Below are 18,978 nucleotides of genomic sequence, written 5' to 3'. Positions count from 1 at the left end.
CCCTCATAATATGGCCCTCTCAAAATACATTCCTTTTCAATTTCACCCTGTCATTGATTGTCATAGTGAATACTTTATTGGCCTTACTTACTCAATAAATAGCCAATTAACTTTTATAGATAATGGATAATACAATACCATGCTTAATAATTATGTTTTACGTAGTGTTCGCTATATGTTGGATTTAAGCGATGCCCAAATGGTTAAAATCGTAAAACTCGCAGATTTGGCTGTTACAAAAGAAGAAATGGTGACTTGGTTAAAAAAAGACAATGAGCCTGAATATGTTGAGTGCAATGACAATGTAATGGGGCATTTTCTGAATGGTTTAATCTATCACCGCCGTGGTAAAGATGAAAATCATCCCGCACCTGACGTTGATAGCCGCATTAATAACAATATTATGCTCAAAAAATTACGTGTGGCTTTTGAATTAAAAGATACAGATATGATTGAAATCTATCAGCTTGTTGATTTTCGCGTATCCAAACCTGAGCTTAACGCTGTTTTCCGTAAGCCTGGACATAAAAACTATCGCGAATGTGGAGACCAATTACTGCGTTACTTCCTAAAAGGCCTGACAATTCGTCTACGTGGTGATAAATAACCATTTCTTCTGTTTGTTTTTTGTTCGTTTATTTTGCATTTTTCTGACATTTGTCTATAATGAAGATGACAAATGTCAGGAGATTCAAATGAGAAACTATATCCCCACAACCCCACTTCAACCGACTGCTTCATCTTTTAAACCACTATGGCGCCATGTAGGGTTACCCGCTGAGCGTGGTATTGAATTGACCCACTTCTTACGCCAAGGGCTGTCTGTCTCTGTTTTAGACAATATCCAGGAATGGTCAGGAATGAGCAAAACTGAATTATTACGGATATCCGGTATTAATGAACGCAATATTGCTCGTCGCAAAAATGCAGGCCAACCCCTTAATGCTGATGAAAGCGAACGAATTGCTCGTCTAGTACGCGTGTTCGATGCGGCAGTGCGTTTATTTAATGGAGATAAACATGCAGCAGGTGATTGGCTTAATCACCCAGTTAAAGGGTTAGGCCATTTACGCCCTATTGAGCTTATTGCGACAGAAAGTGGAGCCATTGAGGTGATTGATTTGATTGGCCGCATTGAGCATGGTGTGTTTTCATGATTTTGTATCGATTGGTTAAATCCAGTTTTGTACATGATGCATGGTCAGGCCAAGGAGCCATGCTCTACGGCGGGCGTTGGAATCATAAAGGAACTCCCGCTGTTTATACTTCAACGAGTATTTCATTAGCCACCCTTGAAATACTCGTTCACATCAATCAAGACTTACTGTTAAACCAGTTCAGCTTGCTGTCCATCGATATCAATGACAGATACGTAATGAAATTGTCGTTAGACCACCTTCCAACAGATTGGCAGCAAGACCCAGCACCAACCTCTACCATGGATATTGGTACTACATGGCTAAATAACCAAGATAGCTTAGTATTGTTAATTCCCTCTTGTATTATTCCCTACGAATACAATGCAATTATCAACCCGTTGCATCCGCAATTTCAAAAAGCTATACATACCGTTAAACCGCTGGATTTTAGTGTTGACCCACGCTTAGCATAGTTAAGTATTTGCTAACAAATACTGTAAAAAAGTGTCTATTTTCGGTGATAATGCACTACGGCTCGCATAAACCGCGCTCAGTTCTATTGGGGCTGGTGATACCTCATCGAATTCTATTTGTACTAATTTATTCTGTGTAATCTGTTCGGCACACCCTTCTAATGCCAAGATGGCATAACCAACGCCGCTCATTGCGGCAGCGTGAGCTAGAATGCCACTATTTACGCGATAGTTACTGTTAACTATCACTTTTTGCTGTAACCCCTCTGAATCAATAAATATCCATGGTTGCCCCTGCAATGCACTCAAGCTTGAAATACACGGCATATTAGCTAATTCCATAAATGAACGCGGTTTTCCTACTTGTTCAATTAATTGGGGAGCGGCAACTACAACACTTTGCCATGATTTGATTAAACGTGAGTGATAGCTACTGTCCTCAAGGTGACCACGATGAAATGTGAGTAATAAATCAATATCATCACTAATAACATCTTGAGGCATTAATTGTGTATCACAGTGAATATTTAATTGTGGGTGTAATAATGCAAACTTCGCTAATAAATCCGCGAATAGTAGACTACCAAATTCACTGGGGATAGTTAGCCGTAACGTTCCGGTAAGTTGTTGTGGATGACAAATTTGCAGCACAACCTGCTCTAATTCACTAACTAGCTTTTGGCTTTGCTCAAATAAAATATTTCCCGTTTCAGTTAGCCGCATTTGCCGGGTTGTTCGTTCAATTAACTGGCTGTTAAGTTGTTGCTCCAACTGTTTAATATAACGGCTCACATTCGATGTTGGCATTGAAAGTAATTTTGCCGCATTGACAAAATTTCCTTGTGTCGCAACAGCAATAAATACTTTCAATAAGTTCAGGTCAACAGCCATTTCTAATCCCTACAGTTCACTCTCTATTAATCTGAACTAATAGCATTAGCAGTATCCAAAATCCATTATTTTTTGATACCGCTCTGCTAGCAATACTTCCATGTCTAATTGAATTAACTCATTTAAATCAGTGAGTAATTGTTGTTTTAATTGTTCTGCAGCTAACTGATAGTCACGATGAGCTCCACCCAAAGGCTCTGAAATAATGGTATCGATAATGCCTAGCTCTTTTAACCGTGGAGCAGTCATTCCCATCACTTCCGCTGCTATTTGTGCCTTTTGGGAATCTTTCCATAAAATAGAGGCACAACCTTCCGGGGATATCGCTGCATAAGTACTGTATTCCAACATATTAATACGATCCCCCACACCAATACCTAACGCACCACCAGAACATCCTTCACCTGTAATGACACAAATAATGGGCGTTTTTAAGCGCGACATTTCGATAATATTGCGTGCAATGGCTTCTGCTTGTCCGCGCTCTTCAGCACCAACGCCAGGATAAGCTCCCGCAGAATCAATAAATACCAATACAGGTAGGTGGAAACGTTCCGCCATTTTCATTAAACGGAGTGCTTTGCGGTAGCCTTCTGGCGATGGCATACCAAAATTACGCATAACTTTCTCTTTTGTTGTACGCCCTTTTTGTTGCCCCAGCACCATAACCGGCCTACCATCCAAACGAGCAAGCCCTCCCACCAGCGCCTTATCATCAGCAAAAGCACGGTCACCGGCTAATTCTTGAAATTCAGTAAATATTAATGAAATATAATCAAGAGGATAAGGCCTTAATGGATGCCTTGCTAATTGAACAATTTCCCATGCCCCAAGAGATGCAAATATCGTTTTTGTCAGAGAATGACTCTTTTTTTTCAAGAGCTGGATTTCTTCCTCTAATTTAATTTCTGAAGGGTGCCCTTTCTGTTTGAAGGCAATAAGCGCTTCAATTTTGTCATTGAGTTCAACAATGGGTTTCTCAAATGCAAGAAAATGGTGAGTCATATCGTTCCTAAAATGGTAACTGCAATCTTAGGAGTGTAACCAGAGAATCAATCCCATTCCATGCCTAAAAATAGGATTGATTATTACCAAAAGTGGGATAGTTATTTAGCGCTGATTTTTCTTCAATTGATTTGATTTTAAACTATTTTCCATGATTTTTTGAAAATTAGGGCATAAAAAGTGGTTTTTTTCAGGGCAATTCGCAATGTGCAAAATACCTTTTTTTAATGCAGATAACCCCTGTATGGTTTGTTCAATCTCCTCGGCTTTTTCGAGTAAGCTCCCACGTTCAATATTAGGGCCATCCTTATGATTGAGCATGATAGCAATTTCGTCGAGTGAAAATTTAGCTTCCTGCCCTAATGCAATTAAAGATAAGCGGGTCATAACATCTTTCCCATGATAAACCCGTTTTAGCCCCTTACGGCCTATCGGTTTAATCAACCCTCTTTCTTCATAATAACGTAAGGTTGATGCCGCTAAACCTGATAATTGGCTAACTTGAGAAATATCCAGTTCATCATGCATGAAATAATAACCCGCTCTAACATTCACAACTCAAGCTAGTTGTTGCCGTAATAATACCGTAATTGTGCCGTTCATAAAAATTTCACGATCAACTACGTAACCCAACTTTTCAGCCACGCGTAAAGATGCCAAATTCCTCGGCTCAATAAAGCAAATAGATTGCTGAAACTTATTTTCTTTTACCAGCCAAGACAATGCAGCCTGCATCGCTTCTGTTGCATAGCCTTTTCCTTGGTATTCAGGTGCAATGACCCAGCCCGCTTCCGGAATGCCTTTAACTTGGGGTTCGACCATGCGATGAAAATCCGCAAACCCCAAATCACCAATATATTGGCCACTTACTTTTTCGCGGACAGCCCAATAACCAAAGCCTAATAATGGCCATAAGCCACCATAAGCTAACATTCTCATCCATGACTCGCGCTCGCTAGATGGCATACCGCCAATGTAGCGAACCATCGACTCGGTCGCCCATAACTTCGCAAGTGCAGGAAAATCACTCACTTGGTGTTTATTTAATATTAATCTGTCTGTCTCAAGTTCAGGTATTACAGCCATTGATTGCATCTCCTTGCTATCTAAATGGGGGTTCATCAAACGTTCTTAATTTCCTTGAATGTAATTTATCCCCTTCTTGCCTCAATAAATCAATAGCACGAATACCTATTTGTAAGTGTTCAGAAATTGCACCTTCATAAAAACTGTTTGCTTGGCCCGGTAATTTAATCTCACCATGCAAAGGTTTATCCGAAACACATAAAAGCGTACCGTAGGGAACCCTGAAACGATAACCTTGTGCTGCGATTGTGGCACTTTCCATATCCACTGCAACAGCGCGACTTAAACTAAAACGGCGAGCCGTTGCAAAAAAGCGTAATTCCCAGTTTCTATCATCTGTTGTAACAACGGTTCCTGTTCGTAGTCGCTGTTTTACCAACTCCCCAGGCATATTACTAACTTGTTTCGTTGCGTCATATAACGCGCGTTGGACTTCTGCAATACTTGGAATAGGAATATCTGGCGGTAATACATCATCAAGAATATGGTCATCACGCAAATAAGCATGTGCCAAAACATAATCACCAATTTTTTGGCTTTCTCTTAATCCACCACAATGGCCTATCATCAACCAAGCATGTGGTCGTAAAACCGCTAAATGGTCGCAAATATTCTTTGCATTTGAAGGCCCAACACCGATATTCACTAAAGTAATCCCTGCACCATCCCTAGCGATTAGATGATATGCAGGCATTTGAAATTTTTTCCATGTTAAATCAGAAATGGCAATTTGTGGGTCTGCATTCTCAGCGATTAAATAATTATGCCCTACACAAGATAATGCGATATAACGACTTTCAGGATCACGTACCTGTTCACATGCCCAATTCACGAACTCATCAACATAACGGTTATAATTGGTGAATAAAATATAAGGTTGAACATGTTCAGGTGGGGTTCCGGTATAATGCTTCAAACGCGCTAATGAAAAATCCACACGTAATGCATCAAAATGAGACAGTGGCATTTCATCCGTAGCAGAATACAAGCCATCGGTAATATCATCACTAATGTGAGATAAATCGGTTATAGGAAAATGTGCAGCTAAATTACTGCTCATACTCCTATCCAACATTAAGTCTGAGCCATCAATGACAAAAGGATAAGGAATTTCAATTTTTGAAGGGCGAACAGCAAAAGTAACATCATAATCTTGTTGCAAAATAGACAGCTGTTCAACTAAATAAGCACGAAATAACTCTGGTTGAGTCACCGTAATGGTGTAATCACCTCGTTTAACAAAGCGTGCATAAGCACGTGTTTTTTCACAATGATCGACTTTTCCTTCCCATGTTACACATAGCTCGGGGTAAGCGAATAACCCATTTTCCCTTTCTGTAATATCTGGTATGCGGCCTTCTTTTACATAAATAGCAATAGCGTCCCTTAATGAGTCTATCGCATTGCTATATAACAACGAAAGTTTATCCAAAACATCTTCAATAGATAAGTTTTCATATTTCTGGCATTTTTCCAAAGACACACACAACTCCTTATCATCAGATAAAATCATCTCCGATAACATAGAGTATCAGTGTGATAGTTGCAAAATATATCGAGATTAATGTACTCACGATAAATGTACTACAAAAGATAAAACAATGGGTAATGTGAACACAGCAACCACGGTTTGTAAGGTAATTATACCGGCCATTAACTGACTATCTCCATTTAACTGGCGCGTTAAAATATAAGCGGTTGGTGCAGTGGGAATAGCAAAAAATAGCACTAATAAGGTTGTTTCAAGGTTTGGCAATGAAAATAAACCCGCCACTATTACCGCTAAAATAGGCATAAGAAGTAAGCGTAATAATGTCGATGTCATGATGGGTTTAAATTCATTTCTCAGCGTTGAGGTTTGTAATGCGGCTCCAATACAGATTAGGCCTAACGGTAAGCTAGCGGCTGCGAGTAATTTTAAAAATTGATCGGAGCCAAACGGTAACCCGACAGGCGATATATTTAATAACACCCCAACAACACAAGAAATGATTAATGGATTTTTTATGATCGGTAATAAAATTTGCCTAACGGAGACTTGTTGCCCAGAAGATAATGAAAGTACAGCGATGACATTACAGCTTGGTACTAAAACAGCCATAATGACTGCAGCGATAGCAATGCCTTCTTTACCAAATAAATCTGCAACAATGGCCAACCCTAAATAAGTATTAAAACGCGTAATTCCTTGGATGTGAGCACCAAATCGTGGGATAGGTATTTTGAATAAATATTTACAACCGAGAACTAACGCGGAACTCATCGCTAAAACACACAAAATGGCGCTCGCTAAATAGGGTAATTTAGGGTTATCCAATGGTGCTGTTGCTAAACTGTTAATTAATAATGCCGGGAATAAAATAAAATAATTTAACTTTTCAACACTCGGCCAAAAATCTGTGGTAACTATTGTCGAACGACGTAATACAAATCCCATTGCAATCAGAGCAAATAATGGCCATAAAACTAATAAAATCTTATCCATGAGAACGTCATCTGTTTTATCGAAGTATTAATTAAGTATATTAATCAGTCTATCGTTAAGTTTTTGTGACAGATAGGTAAAAAAAGCTCTATTTCAATATTTGGCTTTTCTCCTATTCATTTTTGCATCAATCAAGATTTAATCGATTATCTCTTGTTTATATTTAAATAAATATTTTTTCCACACAAAAACTGAACCCTAAAATTATCTCACTTAGGCATATAAAAATCATTTGCTTACCACAGCAATATTATGTATTTTTATTCACTATAAATGCATAATTAAAGAGGTTGATATGTTTAAAAAATTAGTTTTTGCTGGCTGTATGTCATTGGCAGCCTTCGCCGGGAATGTTTACGCAAAAGAAAGCTATACGGTTGGTGCTGGTGGAACTTACCGTCCATTCGAATATGAAAATAGCCAAAAACAACTCGAAGGCTTTGATATTGATATCATTAAAGCCATCGCGGAAGCAGAAGGTTTTGACGTTAAACTTGTCAATACTCCTTGGGAAGGGATTTTTGCGACTTTATCGTCAGGTGATAGAGATATTTTAATTTCGGGGATTACAATTACCGATAAGCGCAAAAATATGGTTGATTTTTCTAATCCCTATTTCCCAGCTGAGCAAGCGATCGTTATCAGCGAAACATCTGATGTAAAAGATTTAAATAGCTTAAAAGACCTGAATGTAGGCGTCGTAAACTCCAGCACAGGTGACATTGTTGTTTCTGATGTAATCGGAAAAAACAGCACATCAATTAAACGTTTCGACAATACTCCGCTTTTATTACAAGAGCTATTTGAAGATGGTATTGATGCAGCTGTTGGTGATGTTGGTGTGATTAAATATTACATAAAAACGCACCCCGAGAAAAAATTCAAACTGATCTACGATAACCACTTCGAAAAACAATATTTTGGTATTGCTGTCGCAAAAGGAAATAGCGAATTACAGCAAAAAATAAATAATGGCTTAGATAAAATTATTGCAGACGGTACTTACAATAAAATTTACCAGAAATGGTTTGATGAAAATGTTCCTCAATTACCAAAACAATAATTTAATCTAACTTAAGGCCATCCTTGGATGGCTTTTTCACGTTATAAATCAGGGTGAAATATTAAGATGTCTGCGTTTCGTTGGGAAATAATTGAAGAATATGCTCCGTTATTTGCTGAAGGCGCAATGATGACGATAAAAGCAACCATCATTTGCGTTATTTTAGGCTCATTATGGGGGTTAACTCTCGGCTTAGGAAGAACTGCCAAAGCTGAGCAAGGAATTTGGAAACCTATTTTACATTATTTTGTACAGTGGCCTGTTCGCTTCTATGTCAGTGCTTTTCGTGGTACTCCGCTATTTGTTCAAATAATGGTTGTTCACTTTGCCTTAGTTCCACTATTTATTAACCCGCGTGATGGCTTATTTGTTACCTCAGGGATTATGTCTGTTGATACGGCTAAAATGCTCCGGTCCGATTACGGTGCATTTTTATCTTGTGTCATTGCAATCACTTTGAACTCAGGGGCTTATGTTTCTGAAATTTTTCGTGCGGGCATTCAATCTATTGACAAAGGGCAGATGGAAGCCTCGCGTGCGCTTGGTATGAGTTGGGCAAAAACAATGCGTAAAGTGATCCTTCCGCAAGCTTTTCGTCGTATCCTTCCCCCGCTTGGAAATAACGCCATCGCGATTGTTAAGGATTCCTCCCTTGCTTCCGCAATTGGCTTAGCTGATCTCGCCTATGCAGCGAGAACGGTATCCGGTGCTTATGCAACTTATTGGGAACCCTACTTAACGATATCTGTGATTTATTGGATGCTGACATTTATACTTGCTCAGTTGGTGCAATATATGGAAAGAAGGTTGGGCAGAAGTGATTTACGTTAATAATTTACAAAAGAAATTTGGCGATGCTCATGTACTTAGAGGTATTTCTTGCGAAGTTAAACCTCAAGAAGTGATTTGTGTCATTGGCCCTTCTGGCTCAGGAAAAAGTACCTTCTTGCGGTGTTTAAACGCACTAGAGCGCCCAGATGGCGGTGAAATACAAGTTAACGGTTTTAACGTTCATGACCCTAAAACCGATTTAAATAAAATGAGAGAAAATGTGGGGATGGTGTTTCAGCGTTTTAACTTATTCCCTCATATGACCGTGCTAGAAAATTTAATGATGGCACCAACCTTAGTGAAAGGAATAAAAAAGGAACTGGCGCTTAAACAAGCTGAACAGCTCCTAACCAAGGTGGGACTGTTAGATAAAATTGATGCATGGCCAGCCAGTTTATCCGGTGGTCAGCAACAACGTGTTGCTATTGCCCGGGCCTTAGCAATGCAACCGTCCATTTTGTTATTTGATGAACCGACATCGGCACTTGACCCTGAATTAGTTGGGGAAGTACTTTCTGTGATGAAAACCCTTGCGAATGAAGGTATGACGATGGTTATCGTCACCCATGAAATGGGATTTGCGCGTGAAGTTGCTGACCGCGTTATGTTTATTGACCAAGGCATAATTCAAGAAGAAGGTACACCAGAACAACTCTTTACTGCACCTAAAAACCCACGAACTGCGGAGTTTTTAAGTAAAGTACTTTAATTTTTTTACCTGCTTAGCAATCTAAGCAGGTTTTTCTGATATCCAAATCTTTTTATTATCGATAAGCTAAGAATATCACTCCTTAATAAACCTTAAGTTATGGATATCAAAAGCCTCTGTAAACAATACCGCTCAGGAAAAAAATTTAAATATGTTTTCTTCTGGGGACACCAAACCAAGCAAAACCAAATTACAAAAAGCTGTTTCAGCCAATGGTACCCTTCCCCATTTATTGTCGATAATCACCGTTTTGCTAGCGCAGAGCATTTTATGATGGCAGAAAAAGCACGCTTATTTGGTGATTTAGAAACATTGGATAAAATTATTCACGCACCAAATCCTGGAGCAGCTAAAGCATTTGGTCGTGAGGTTCGTGGGTTTAAACAAGATATTTGGGATGAAAACCGTTTTACCATTGTTGTTGCGGCGAATATGGCCAAATTTTCTCAAAATATAGAAATTAAGCAGTTTTTACTTGCCACAAACGAACGTGTTCTGGTTGAAGCTAGTCCTGTCGATAAAATTTGGGGAATAGGCCTTGCCGAAGATGCTGAAAATATTGAAAACCCATTAACATGGAAAGGGTTAAATCTGCTCGGTTTTGCATTAATGGATGTTAGAAGTCAGTTAGCCAATCTAACTCTCTAATTTTTCGCTTATTTTCCGATAAAAAAAACCCGTTGTGACTAAACAGCGGGCCTATCAATATGTTACTGAATATAGGATATGCTACTACGTTTTATTACAAAGGCATTCTATATTCAATTACCCCTGGTTTTTCTGCAACCCAATTATATAACTTTTGGCCTCGTAAGTTGGTTTCCTGTGTATGCCAATATAAGCGGCCACATTGTTTTTCTTTCGCTTGTGTATGTACAAATTCAATTAATTGTTTTCCTACATGTCGCCCGCGCATTTCTGGTGTCACATACAAATCTTCTAGGTAACAAAAATCATTTTCTGCCCATGTTGAACGGTGAAATAAATAATTTACAAAACCAACAACTTTTCCATCTTCAAGCGCAACCGCACAATACATCGGTTCATTTTCATCAAAAAAGCGCTCCCATGCTTTTAAGGTAATTTCTTCGCTTAAATCTACTTGATAAAATTTTTGATATTCCAGCCAATACACTAACCATGCTGGATAATGTTCTGGAGCAACAAATTCCACGGTAACTGATAATGCTGTTTTACTCATAATAACCCTTCCATTTGTAGACATATTACATAATGGAGTTATAGTACATAGCAATCTGGCTCTGCATAAGAGACACTTTTGTTATTTATTTAGGAACCACTTTATGCGACGTCAACAACATGCGCAGTTTCCATTACTCTTACTTGAAGATGGACACATTAAGGAAAATGTTTATCACACAATACGTAGCGCTATCTTAGATGGACGTATTGCTGCTGGTGTTAAACTGCCTTCTTCCAGAGCATTAGCAGAAATGATGTCGATCTCGCGAAATTCAGTCATTGCTGGGTTTGAACGATTAATTGATGAAGGGTATCTTTATTCGAAAAAAGGCTCAGGAACTTATGTTTCGCCCCATATTCCTGATGAATTAGTTGGCACCATAAGTAGCACTAAACAGCGTGACCAATCTGGATACCCTGCATTAAATCTGAACCCTAGAGTTTCTACTTTAACAAATTTATGGAAAAACTCACGACCGAATACCGATAAGAACTCAATGTTTAATATTGGTATTGGCTGTGTTGACCAATTTCCACATGAATTATGGGGTAGATTATTAGGCCGAGTTTGGCGTAAATCCAAACATACAATTACGCATTTTAATCACCCTGATGGATATACACCGCTAAAAAATTTATTAGTCGATTACGTTCGTTCTACTCGCGGAGTTCATTGTAAACAGCAACAAATTATTATTGTCAATGGAACACAGCAAGCCATTAATTTAGCTGCAAAAGTCTTATTACAGCAAGGAGATAAAGTATGGTTAGATGACCCTGGCTATGATAGTGCAAGAGCTATTTTAACCGCGGCAGGTGCTGAGATTGCCGCAATTCCATCTGACAGAGAAGGAATGGATATTGTATACGGTGCAAAACACCATGAAACAGCAAAATTAATTTATACCACGCCTTCTCACCAGTTTCCTCTCGGCACAACCCTCAGCTTACCGAGACGTTTAGCATTATTGGATTGGGCGCAACAAAATAATGCATGGGTTTTTGAAGACGACTATAACAGTGAATTTCGTTTTCTATCAAAACCTATTCAAGCCTTACAAGGCTTAGATAATCATCAACGTGTTATTTATGCAGGGACATTCTCTAAAATGATGTATCCCGGTTTTCGTTTAGGCTTTTTAATTGTGCCAGAAATTCTGAGTGAGGCATTCACCATGATGAAATATTATAGTGATAGCCACTGTAGTTATTTAGAACAGGCTGCTTTAGCGCAATTTATCCAAGAAGGCCACTATGCACGCCACGTCAGAAAAATACGAAAGATATGTTACGACCGACAAAATACGTTTATCAATGCCATCAACCATTATCTCCCGCATTTATTTGATGTACAAATGACAGATTCAGGCATTCATACCGTTTGTTGGGTTAAAGATGGTTATGATATTAACCTGATCCTTAACCAATGCCGTCTGTTAGGCTTTGGCGCACAACCGCTATCGCGTTACTGCATTCAAAGTACTCACCAAAATGCGATTCTATTTGGCTACGCCGCTCATTGTGAAAATGAGATAATTAGCAACGTAAAATTACTTAGCGATCAATTGAATAAAATATACCCTAGTTAAACAAAAATGATTTTCAGCTTTTATCTGATAGCTAGGAATTTTTCTAATCTTTATAACTGTACCTTAATAGCATTGTTTATATTGAGGTACTTTTATGACAAAAATAAATTATCCCCATGAGTACGAAGTTGGCGATGTTGTCTTTACCAGTATTGGGACCGAATTATTTCGCCAAATAGCCTCAGCATCTTTATGTTGGAGTAACCATGTTGGCATGATTGTCGGCCATAATGGCGAAGACTATTTGATTGCAGAAAGTCGGGTTCCGCTTTCAACAACGACAACCTTATCTCGCTTTATTTCCCGTTCATCTGGTAACCGTTACAGCGTACGTCGATTGGCTCATACACTAACCCATGAACAAAAATCCGCATTAATCGCTGAAGTTCCTGCTCGCTTAAACAAATTTTACCACACCGGGTTTAATTACAATTCACCTAGGCAGTTTTGCTCTAAGTTTGTTTTTGATATTTACCAATCTGCTTTGTCAGTCCAAATTGGTGAAATTGAAACATTTGAAGAATTATTAACTAAAAATCCGAATGCCAAATTAAATTTTTGGAAACTTTGGTTTATTGGCCAAATACCATGGGACCGTAAAACAGTTACTCCAGCGAGTTTATGGCATCACCCTGAATTATCACTCGTATATCGTAGTCATGAGGATATTCATTAAAACAATGTGGGCAATAAACTTGTTATTATTATCATGTAGGCCTAATATCATGAAAACCTAACGCCTTCATGGCCATTAAACTGATTTGTTGCAAAATATCCGCTAATAATGCGTTATCGATTTGCTCGCACTTTAAGCGTTTAAGGAGTGGTTTTCGTGCAACAACAAAACCTAATACTTGGCCAATTAGCACATGAGCCTGAATAATTGCAGTTTGTTCATCAACTGAACTCGCAAGTTGAATTATCCCTGACAAACGCGTATGAAAAGGCTCAATAAAATCACGATAAATGACATCATAATTATCTGTTGGTTCTAATTGCTCACGAAGGATCAACACGGAATAAAATTCATGGTCTGGTGATAACAACGCATTTCCCAGCCCTTTTATTAACAAACATACCAATTGATTTATTTGCTCTGCATTTATCATTTCTTGCTGTGTTATATCAGCAAATAGCGTATCAAACGCTAGAGTGTTACTTGCTAATGATAAATCAGTTGCGACTTTATGAATAACAGCGGCATATACACCTAATTTCCCTCCCATATGATAAGGGATCGCAGATTGATTTACGCCTGCATTTTCAGCTAGTTGGCGAGTTCTTACACCATTAATACCATGAAGAGCAAATTGCTTGATCCCTTCGTTAATCAGCTTATCTTTGGTTGACTCCGAAGAAAGGGTATTTTTATTGGTATCAGTCATATTCCGCTGTTATTCCGTGAATTAATTATCCGCCCGCATAAGATATGTTGAATTATAATTCAATTCAACGCCCTGCTCTTTACCCACAACGGCTGTTCCACCCAAATTACAAAGATGGTGACCAAATGCACAATTGGGCTCAAACGCAAATGTCATACCGGCTTGTAACACCAATTCTCTACCTGGATTCGGCAACCGTTCCAATTGTCGATATTTTTGAGCAATTGGTAAAGATTCAATCCCCGGTGCAGTTCCAAAACCTATTGGCCCATAAGGATTAATACTATGAATCAAAGGATGCACATGCCACCCCTTTGATTTTAAAAGTGGTTGTTCCATTTTATCAACCACTTCCCCAAAAGTAACACCTTCTTTAAGGTTTTCAACACCAATTTCATAACATTCACGAGCAACAGCCGCTGCTTTCTCAATATTTGGATGGACTTTTCCCACGGCAACAGCGGCTTGGTGCTGAGTCTCGTACATCCCATACAATGCAAATATTTCAGTTAAAACGATATCTCCTTGTTGAATTTTACGCGGATGTTGTGAACGATATTGCCATGCAGGTTGGCCCCAACCAATATATTCAGGTCCTGACCCCATCAAGATCTCTGCAGTAAATCCCCCCATCGACAAACATTTTGCAGTAACTGCCGCAGCAATATCTGCCTCTGAATTCCCTACAATCGCCGTAGTACGCATCGCTTCACTCATAGCCTCACCTATCATGGCGGCATGCTTCACATGCTCAAGCTCTTCCGCACTTTTCACTGAGGCTAATTGAAAAAATGAGCGATAAACAGGAACAATATTCAGATGGGGTAATCGCTCTTTTATTCCTGATAAGGTGTTATATGGCATCGCACCATCAAAATAAAATGGTGGGTAAGGTTCTAAACCAATTACTCCCAAATTTGCATTCGCTGAAATACCTAAATCAACTAATACTTGTGCAATATTTCGCCCTGTTTTACCCACAATAATCTGTTCTGGAGAGATCCACTGCTGGTCGCCACGAATCTTCGCTTGCATATGGTCAGCGACCATCATCGGTGCAAAAGTGACGACTAAAGGTGTTTTATCTTGGTGGAAAATAACTACGGAACCTAAACGGTCATTGGTAAAATAATGGTCAATACAAAATGGCGCGGGAGCGGCTGACTCTCTATCTCCATAAACCATTAATACTTCAAGATCATGTTGTTGCATGATTGTTCGAGCAATGCTCCATCTTCTATCACGTTCTTCAAAGGTAAATGGGCGAGGTATGGTTGCTATATTCATATATGATCCTTTTAATATTTAATTCATTTGAATGAATTAAATATTGGATGTAATACGCATATTTGTCAAACCATTAAATGAACACTTTGTGCTCATCTAGAATGATGAACACACGCTCAAATACGCACAAAAAAGCACTCTAAAGAGTGCTTTTAACTATATTCAACTGAATTTGCTATAAAATTTTATTTTTTCTTATTTAACATCGATTGTAAATCAGCGAAAGGGTTATAGGTTGCCGCTGGAATATCTTTTTGAGCATCCTCACCAGCAATAACGGTTGTTCCGTATTGGTCTGCTTCAGTATATTTTGAGTGTTCGTGATCATGGCAAAATAGGCACAATAGTTCCCAATTGCTGCCATCTTCTGGGTTATTAGTATGATCATGGTCGATATGGTGAACCGTTAATTCACGCAAATTTGAATACACAAACTCACGGGTACAGCGTCCACAAACCCATGGATAAATCTTAAGCGCTTTTTCACGATAGCCACTTTCCAATCGCGCATAGTTTTTAGGGATCAAAGCCATTGCCAATATTCCTATTGAAGATAGTAATTTTGAAATAATACGCCTAATATACCTCAAGTAAGAGCAAAAAAATAAACTCAAAGCAACAAAAAACCCAGATATCATGAAGTCCCAACTTTATAGGGCACCTCATCAATTCTGGGTCCTTTTATTCGTTAATTTATACTTAGATTACTTATTCAACAATTCTCTGCGGATAATCTCAGCACCTGCACTTAATGCATTAAGTTTACCCGTTGCGATACGACGAGAGAGCGGTGCCATCCCGCAGTTTGTTGATGGATAAAGCTTATCTGCATCCACAAATTGCAGTGCTTTACGTAGCGTATTGGCGACTTCTTCTGGTGTTTCGATAATATGACTGGCCACATCAATCGCTCCTACCATCACTTTTTTACCGCGAATAAGCTCAATCAAATCCATTGGAACATGGGAGTTATGGCATTCCAAAGAAATAATATCGATATTCGAGGTTTGCAGTTTTGGGAAAGCTTCTTCATATTGTCGCCACTCAGAACCCAGCGTCTTCTTCCAATCTGTATTGGCTTTGATGCCGTACCCATAACAGATATGAACCGCGGTTTCACATTTTAGCCCTTCAATCGCTCTTTCTAGTGCAGCTACACCCCAATCGTTAACTTCATCAAAGAATACATTAAAAGCTGGCTCGTCAAACTGAATGATATCAACGCCCGCCGCTTCAAGCTCTTTTGCCTCTTGGTTCAAAATCTTAGCAAATTCCCACGCCAATTTTTCACGGCTTTTGTAATGATTATCATACAGGGTATCAATCATCGTCATCGGTCCAGGAAGCGCCCATTTTATCGGCTGCTTCGTTAGCTTACGTAAAAATTTAGCATCTTCGACAAAAACAGGCTTTTGACGTTCAACCGCGCCAACCACTGTTGGTACACTCGCATCATAACGATCACGAATTTTAACCACTTCACGCTTTGCAAAATCAACACCGCTGAGGTGCTCAATAAATGTCGTCACAAAGTGCTGACGGGTTTGCTCGCCGTCACTAACAATATCAATCCCTGCACGCAGTTGATCTTCAAGGGATAAGCGCAATGCGTCTTGTTTTCCCTCAATGAGTTCTTCATTTTGCAACTTCCAAGGAGACCAAAGCGTCTCAGGTTCAGCAAGCCAAGAAGGTTTTGGTAAGCTACCCGCGGTAGATGTTGGTAATAATGTTTTCATAATAATTGACCTTAAATTTTTATAATTAATCAAAGCGCGTAGTTAGCAGACCATTGCTCTAGAATATGCTTATAGGGTTCAATAAAGTGTTCTTCCGTATATTTTCCTTGCTCAATAGCCAATCGGCTACGTTCTTCGCGGTCATAAACAATTTTTGTTAATGAATAATCTTGGTTCGTCAAACTCGGTTGGTAGCATGATCCCGCAACGGAGTTCGCATTGTAAATCTCAGGGCGATAAATCTTTTGGAATGTTTCCATCGTGCTAATCGTGCTAATTAATTCAACATTGCTGTAATCGCTCAGCAGATCTCCCGTAAAATAAAATGCCAGCGGTGCAACACTGTTTTGAGGCATGAAATAACGAACCTGTAATCCCATCTTTTTAAAATATTGATCCGTTAATGAAGCCCCATTTTGTTGATATTCAATACCTAATACAGGGTGTTGATTACCCGTACGATGATAAACATCTTTATTTGAGACACTTAAGCAAATGACTGGTGCCTTACTAAAATGGGTTTTGTATTCGCTAGAATTAACAAAACATTTAAAGATATTCCCATGTAAGTCACCAAAATTTTCTGGAATACTAAAGTTTGCTTGGTCTTTATTGTGATCTAACAATAAAACACTAAAATCATAATCACGCACATAAGATGAAAAGTTATTTCCAACTATGCCCTCAGTACGTTCGCCTGTTTTGTGATCAACAATATTGGTTTTCAATATTTCAATCACAGGAAAGGTATTACTATTCCCTTCAACACTCATCTCAACAGAAATAATTTCAAGTTCGATAGAGTAACGGTCACTTTTAGGGTTATCCCAGTAGGCTAATGTATTGAAACGATTGTTCATCATGACAAGCGTGTTACGCAAATTTTCTTGGCGATTTTTCCCTCTGGCTAAATTAGCAAAGTTAGTTGTAATACGTGTATTTTCAGAAGGATTATAATTTTCGTCAAAAAGACTACTTTTAATCGTAAATGTAAAATTTTTGTTCATCGTCTCGTCACACCCTAAATTCCAAGATGGAAACTCAATTGACTTCTTGATTTTCTAGAAGTTTTAGTTGTCCATTCATCAATCTTTATGTTGTAAATACGTTAATTCGTTTGCGTTATCTAATTTATGCCAGAGCTGTTGATTGAGTGAAAGCGACTTAATTTCATTTCAAACATGAACGATTTTCATGATCATCTATTTTACTTATTTTAATTATGTGACAGAGAACCAAGAAATATTATTTTGTATTATAATTCATTATGTTAAGTTTATTTCATGGACACTTTCCTAGAGGAGATGAATATTCGACATGAAGACTTAAACATTGGTTAGTGAAATAAATTTATTTAATACAATGAAAAATATTTAGGTGATACAGTCAAAGTCATTAACTACAATAATAAAAGGTGGCACATTATTTATGCACCACCAACAAGAAGTTAATTATGTTTGGCTTGGTTTAGTGTTGATTGTATTAAATTTTCAAATTCTAATTGTTGTCCAGCAGGTAAGACATGGCTCAAGGTTTCTTTGCGTTTCTGTTTACCAAATAGAGACTCAATCAGCCAACCAACAAGATATACGGAAGATAAACAGCCTCCCGCAGTTGCAACTTTTCCATGGCATACAAGAGGATGATCAATAGGGGTTATTTTTCTATTTACAAGGCCTTCACGTGCATCAGGATGAGTTGTTGCTGCACGTTCTGGTAATAAACCCAGCTCATCTAAGATAAATGCACCAGCACAGATAGAACCAATATATTGACGTTTTGGATCCAAATGTAACTCAGGTAAAAAATTAGGATTGATTAAAGCATTTGGGATACCAATCTTACCGCTACTAAATAAAACTGCATCGGCAGTATTGGCTTCTCTCACCGCACCATTAACCGTAACGGTTAATCCATGAGCAGAATAAACTGTTGGTGTTGCGCCTAAAATACGCACACGCCAATCCTGTTGATTACGCCCCAAAATATCCCACATCAAAAATAAATCGATATCTGTAAAATCATCGAAAGCGATAATCGCTATTTCTTTCATCTAATTTCCCTTACACTCTTACTAATACAAGTTAGAGTTAAAC

The 18,978-nt window shown here is 38.5% G+C and carries 22 protein-coding genes; 9 read left to right on the top strand and 13 right to left on the bottom strand.

Annotated features, from left to right (window positions below; genetic code table 11):
* The first annotated feature begins 139 nt into the window (after positions 1–139).
* From PSF09_RS06930 to PSF09_RS06920, 3 genes are all read left to right on the top strand, one after another.
* Positions 140–607 carry a DUF1456 family protein gene (locus PSF09_RS06930; RefSeq protein WP_272664922.1) on the top strand — a complete coding sequence of 156 codons (468 nt, stop codon included), beginning with the start codon at positions 140–142 and terminating at the stop codon, positions 605–607.
* An 88-nt stretch (positions 608–695) separates the two neighbouring features.
* Positions 696–1,157 (top strand): type II RES/Xre toxin-antitoxin system antitoxin, encoded by a 462-nt coding sequence (gene parS, locus PSF09_RS06925; protein ID WP_004910826.1) that lies wholly within the window; start codon positions 696–698, stop codon positions 1,155–1,157.
* The gene (locus PSF09_RS06920; RefSeq protein ID WP_196718396.1) at positions 1,154–1,612 is read left to right on the top strand and encodes an RES family NAD+ phosphorylase; all 459 of its coding nucleotides are present in this window, start codon (positions 1,154–1,156) and stop codon (positions 1,610–1,612) included. The genes parS and PSF09_RS06920 overlap by 4 nt, the downstream gene beginning before the upstream one ends.
* Here the strand turns inward: PSF09_RS06920 and PSF09_RS06915 are convergent, their stop codons facing one another.
* The 6 genes from PSF09_RS06915 to PSF09_RS06890 all read right to left on the bottom strand — a co-directional run bounded on the left by PSF09_RS06915 (position 1,613) and on the right by PSF09_RS06890 (position 7,079).
* Complete coding sequence (locus PSF09_RS06915) at positions 1,613–2,503, bottom strand: LysR family transcriptional regulator (protein WP_272683660.1); 891 nt, start codon at positions 2,501–2,503, stop codon at positions 1,613–1,615.
* A gap of 45 nt (positions 2,504–2,548) precedes the next feature.
* Positions 2,549–3,508: an acetyl-CoA carboxylase carboxyl transferase subunit alpha gene (accA, locus tag PSF09_RS06910; RefSeq protein ID WP_210838816.1), complete on the bottom strand. Its 960-nt coding sequence runs from the start codon at positions 3,506–3,508 to the stop codon at positions 2,549–2,551.
* A 105-nt stretch (positions 3,509–3,613) separates the two neighbouring features.
* Positions 3,614–4,036 (bottom strand): helix-turn-helix domain-containing protein, encoded by a 423-nt coding sequence (locus tag PSF09_RS06905; protein ID WP_210838818.1) that lies wholly within the window; start codon positions 4,034–4,036, stop codon positions 3,614–3,616.
* A gap of 30 nt (positions 4,037–4,066) precedes the next feature.
* Positions 4,067–4,630: a GNAT family N-acetyltransferase gene (locus tag PSF09_RS06900; RefSeq protein ID WP_210838820.1), complete on the bottom strand. Its 564-nt coding sequence runs from the start codon at positions 4,628–4,630 to the stop codon at positions 4,067–4,069.
* Positions 4,611–6,071: an AMP nucleosidase gene (locus tag PSF09_RS06895; RefSeq protein WP_371031718.1), complete on the bottom strand. Its 1,461-nt coding sequence runs from the start codon at positions 6,069–6,071 to the stop codon at positions 4,611–4,613. The genes PSF09_RS06900 and PSF09_RS06895 overlap by 20 nt, the downstream gene beginning before the upstream one ends.
* Positions 6,072–6,164: 93 nt before the next feature.
* Positions 6,165–7,079 carry an AEC family transporter gene (locus tag PSF09_RS06890; protein ID WP_272664925.1) on the bottom strand — a complete coding sequence of 305 codons (915 nt, stop codon included), beginning with the start codon at positions 7,077–7,079 and terminating at the stop codon, positions 6,165–6,167.
* 295 nt (positions 7,080–7,374) lie between these two features.
* Here PSF09_RS06890 and PSF09_RS06885 point away from each other — a divergent pair, with 295 nt between their 5' ends.
* The 4 genes from PSF09_RS06885 (at position 7,375) to PSF09_RS06870 (ending at position 10,330) form a co-directional block, all read left to right on the top strand.
* A complete protein-coding gene (locus tag PSF09_RS06885; RefSeq protein WP_371031681.1) occupies positions 7,375–8,142 on the top strand; it encodes a basic amino acid ABC transporter substrate-binding protein in 768 nt (255 codons plus the stop codon).
* A 66-nt stretch (positions 8,143–8,208) separates the two neighbouring features.
* Positions 8,209–8,973 carry an amino acid ABC transporter permease gene (locus tag PSF09_RS06880; RefSeq protein WP_102140354.1) on the top strand — a complete coding sequence of 255 codons (765 nt, stop codon included), beginning with the start codon at positions 8,209–8,211 and terminating at the stop codon, positions 8,971–8,973.
* Complete coding sequence (locus PSF09_RS06875; RefSeq protein ID WP_109912194.1) at positions 8,960–9,682, top strand: amino acid ABC transporter ATP-binding protein; 723 nt, start codon at positions 8,960–8,962, stop codon at positions 9,680–9,682. The genes PSF09_RS06880 and PSF09_RS06875 overlap by 14 nt, the downstream gene beginning before the upstream one ends.
* Before the next feature lie 99 nt (positions 9,683–9,781).
* A complete protein-coding gene (locus PSF09_RS06870) occupies positions 9,782–10,330 on the top strand; it encodes an NADAR family protein (RefSeq protein ID WP_210838827.1) in 549 nt (182 codons plus the stop codon).
* Between the two features lie 94 nt (positions 10,331–10,424).
* On the opposite strand, the gene PSF09_RS06865 is transcribed toward PSF09_RS06870, so the two are convergent.
* Positions 10,425–10,883 (bottom strand): GNAT family N-acetyltransferase, encoded by a 459-nt coding sequence (locus PSF09_RS06865; protein WP_272683659.1) that lies wholly within the window; start codon positions 10,881–10,883, stop codon positions 10,425–10,427.
* A 103-nt stretch (positions 10,884–10,986) separates the two neighbouring features.
* Between PSF09_RS06865 and pdxR the strand changes: the two genes are divergently transcribed.
* Positions 10,987–12,474 carry a MocR-like pyridoxine biosynthesis transcription factor PdxR gene (gene pdxR / locus PSF09_RS06860; protein ID WP_272683658.1) on the top strand — a complete coding sequence of 496 codons (1,488 nt, stop codon included), beginning with the start codon at positions 10,987–10,989 and terminating at the stop codon, positions 12,472–12,474.
* A gap of 94 nt (positions 12,475–12,568) precedes the next feature.
* The gene (locus PSF09_RS06855) at positions 12,569–13,150 is read left to right on the top strand and encodes a YebB family permuted papain-like enzyme (protein ID WP_272664929.1); all 582 of its coding nucleotides are present in this window, start codon (positions 12,569–12,571) and stop codon (positions 13,148–13,150) included.
* A 31-nt stretch (positions 13,151–13,181) separates the two neighbouring features.
* On the opposite strand, the gene PSF09_RS06850 is transcribed toward PSF09_RS06855, so the two are convergent.
* From PSF09_RS06850 to PSF09_RS06825, 6 genes are all read right to left on the bottom strand, one after another.
* A complete protein-coding gene (locus tag PSF09_RS06850; protein WP_272664930.1) occupies positions 13,182–13,859 on the bottom strand; it encodes a CerR family C-terminal domain-containing protein in 678 nt (225 codons plus the stop codon).
* A gap of 21 nt (positions 13,860–13,880) precedes the next feature.
* Positions 13,881–15,146, bottom strand: coding sequence for a M24 family metallopeptidase (locus PSF09_RS06845; RefSeq protein ID WP_272664931.1), 1,266 nt, complete (start codon positions 15,144–15,146; stop codon positions 13,881–13,883).
* 185 nt (positions 15,147–15,331) lie between these two features.
* Positions 15,332–15,679 carry an HNH nuclease YajD gene (yajD, locus tag PSF09_RS06840; protein WP_210838838.1) on the bottom strand — a complete coding sequence of 116 codons (348 nt, stop codon included), beginning with the start codon at positions 15,677–15,679 and terminating at the stop codon, positions 15,332–15,334.
* Positions 15,680–15,850: 171 nt separating this feature from the next.
* Positions 15,851–16,882 (bottom strand): methionine synthase, encoded by a 1,032-nt coding sequence (locus tag PSF09_RS06835; protein WP_272664932.1) that lies wholly within the window; start codon positions 16,880–16,882, stop codon positions 15,851–15,853.
* A 29-nt stretch (positions 16,883–16,911) separates the two neighbouring features.
* Entirely contained in the window at positions 16,912–17,889 is a 978-nt protein-coding gene (locus PSF09_RS06830; protein ID WP_210838840.1) for a DUF1852 domain-containing protein, read from the bottom strand.
* 440 nt (positions 17,890–18,329) lie between these two features.
* On the bottom strand, positions 18,330–18,935 hold the full coding sequence (locus tag PSF09_RS06825; protein ID WP_272664933.1) for a DJ-1/PfpI family protein: 606 nt from the start codon (positions 18,933–18,935) through the stop codon (positions 18,330–18,332).
* Positions 18,936–18,978: the final 43 nt, after the last annotated feature.

It is taken from the genome of Providencia sp. PROV141, from assembly GCF_028481645.1.
In the GTDB taxonomy this organism is placed as follows: Bacteria; Pseudomonadota; Gammaproteobacteria; order Enterobacterales; family Enterobacteriaceae; genus Providencia; species Providencia rettgeri.
Note: the sequence above shows the minus strand (reverse complement) of the source record. Positions and strands in the feature narration are given on the sequence as shown.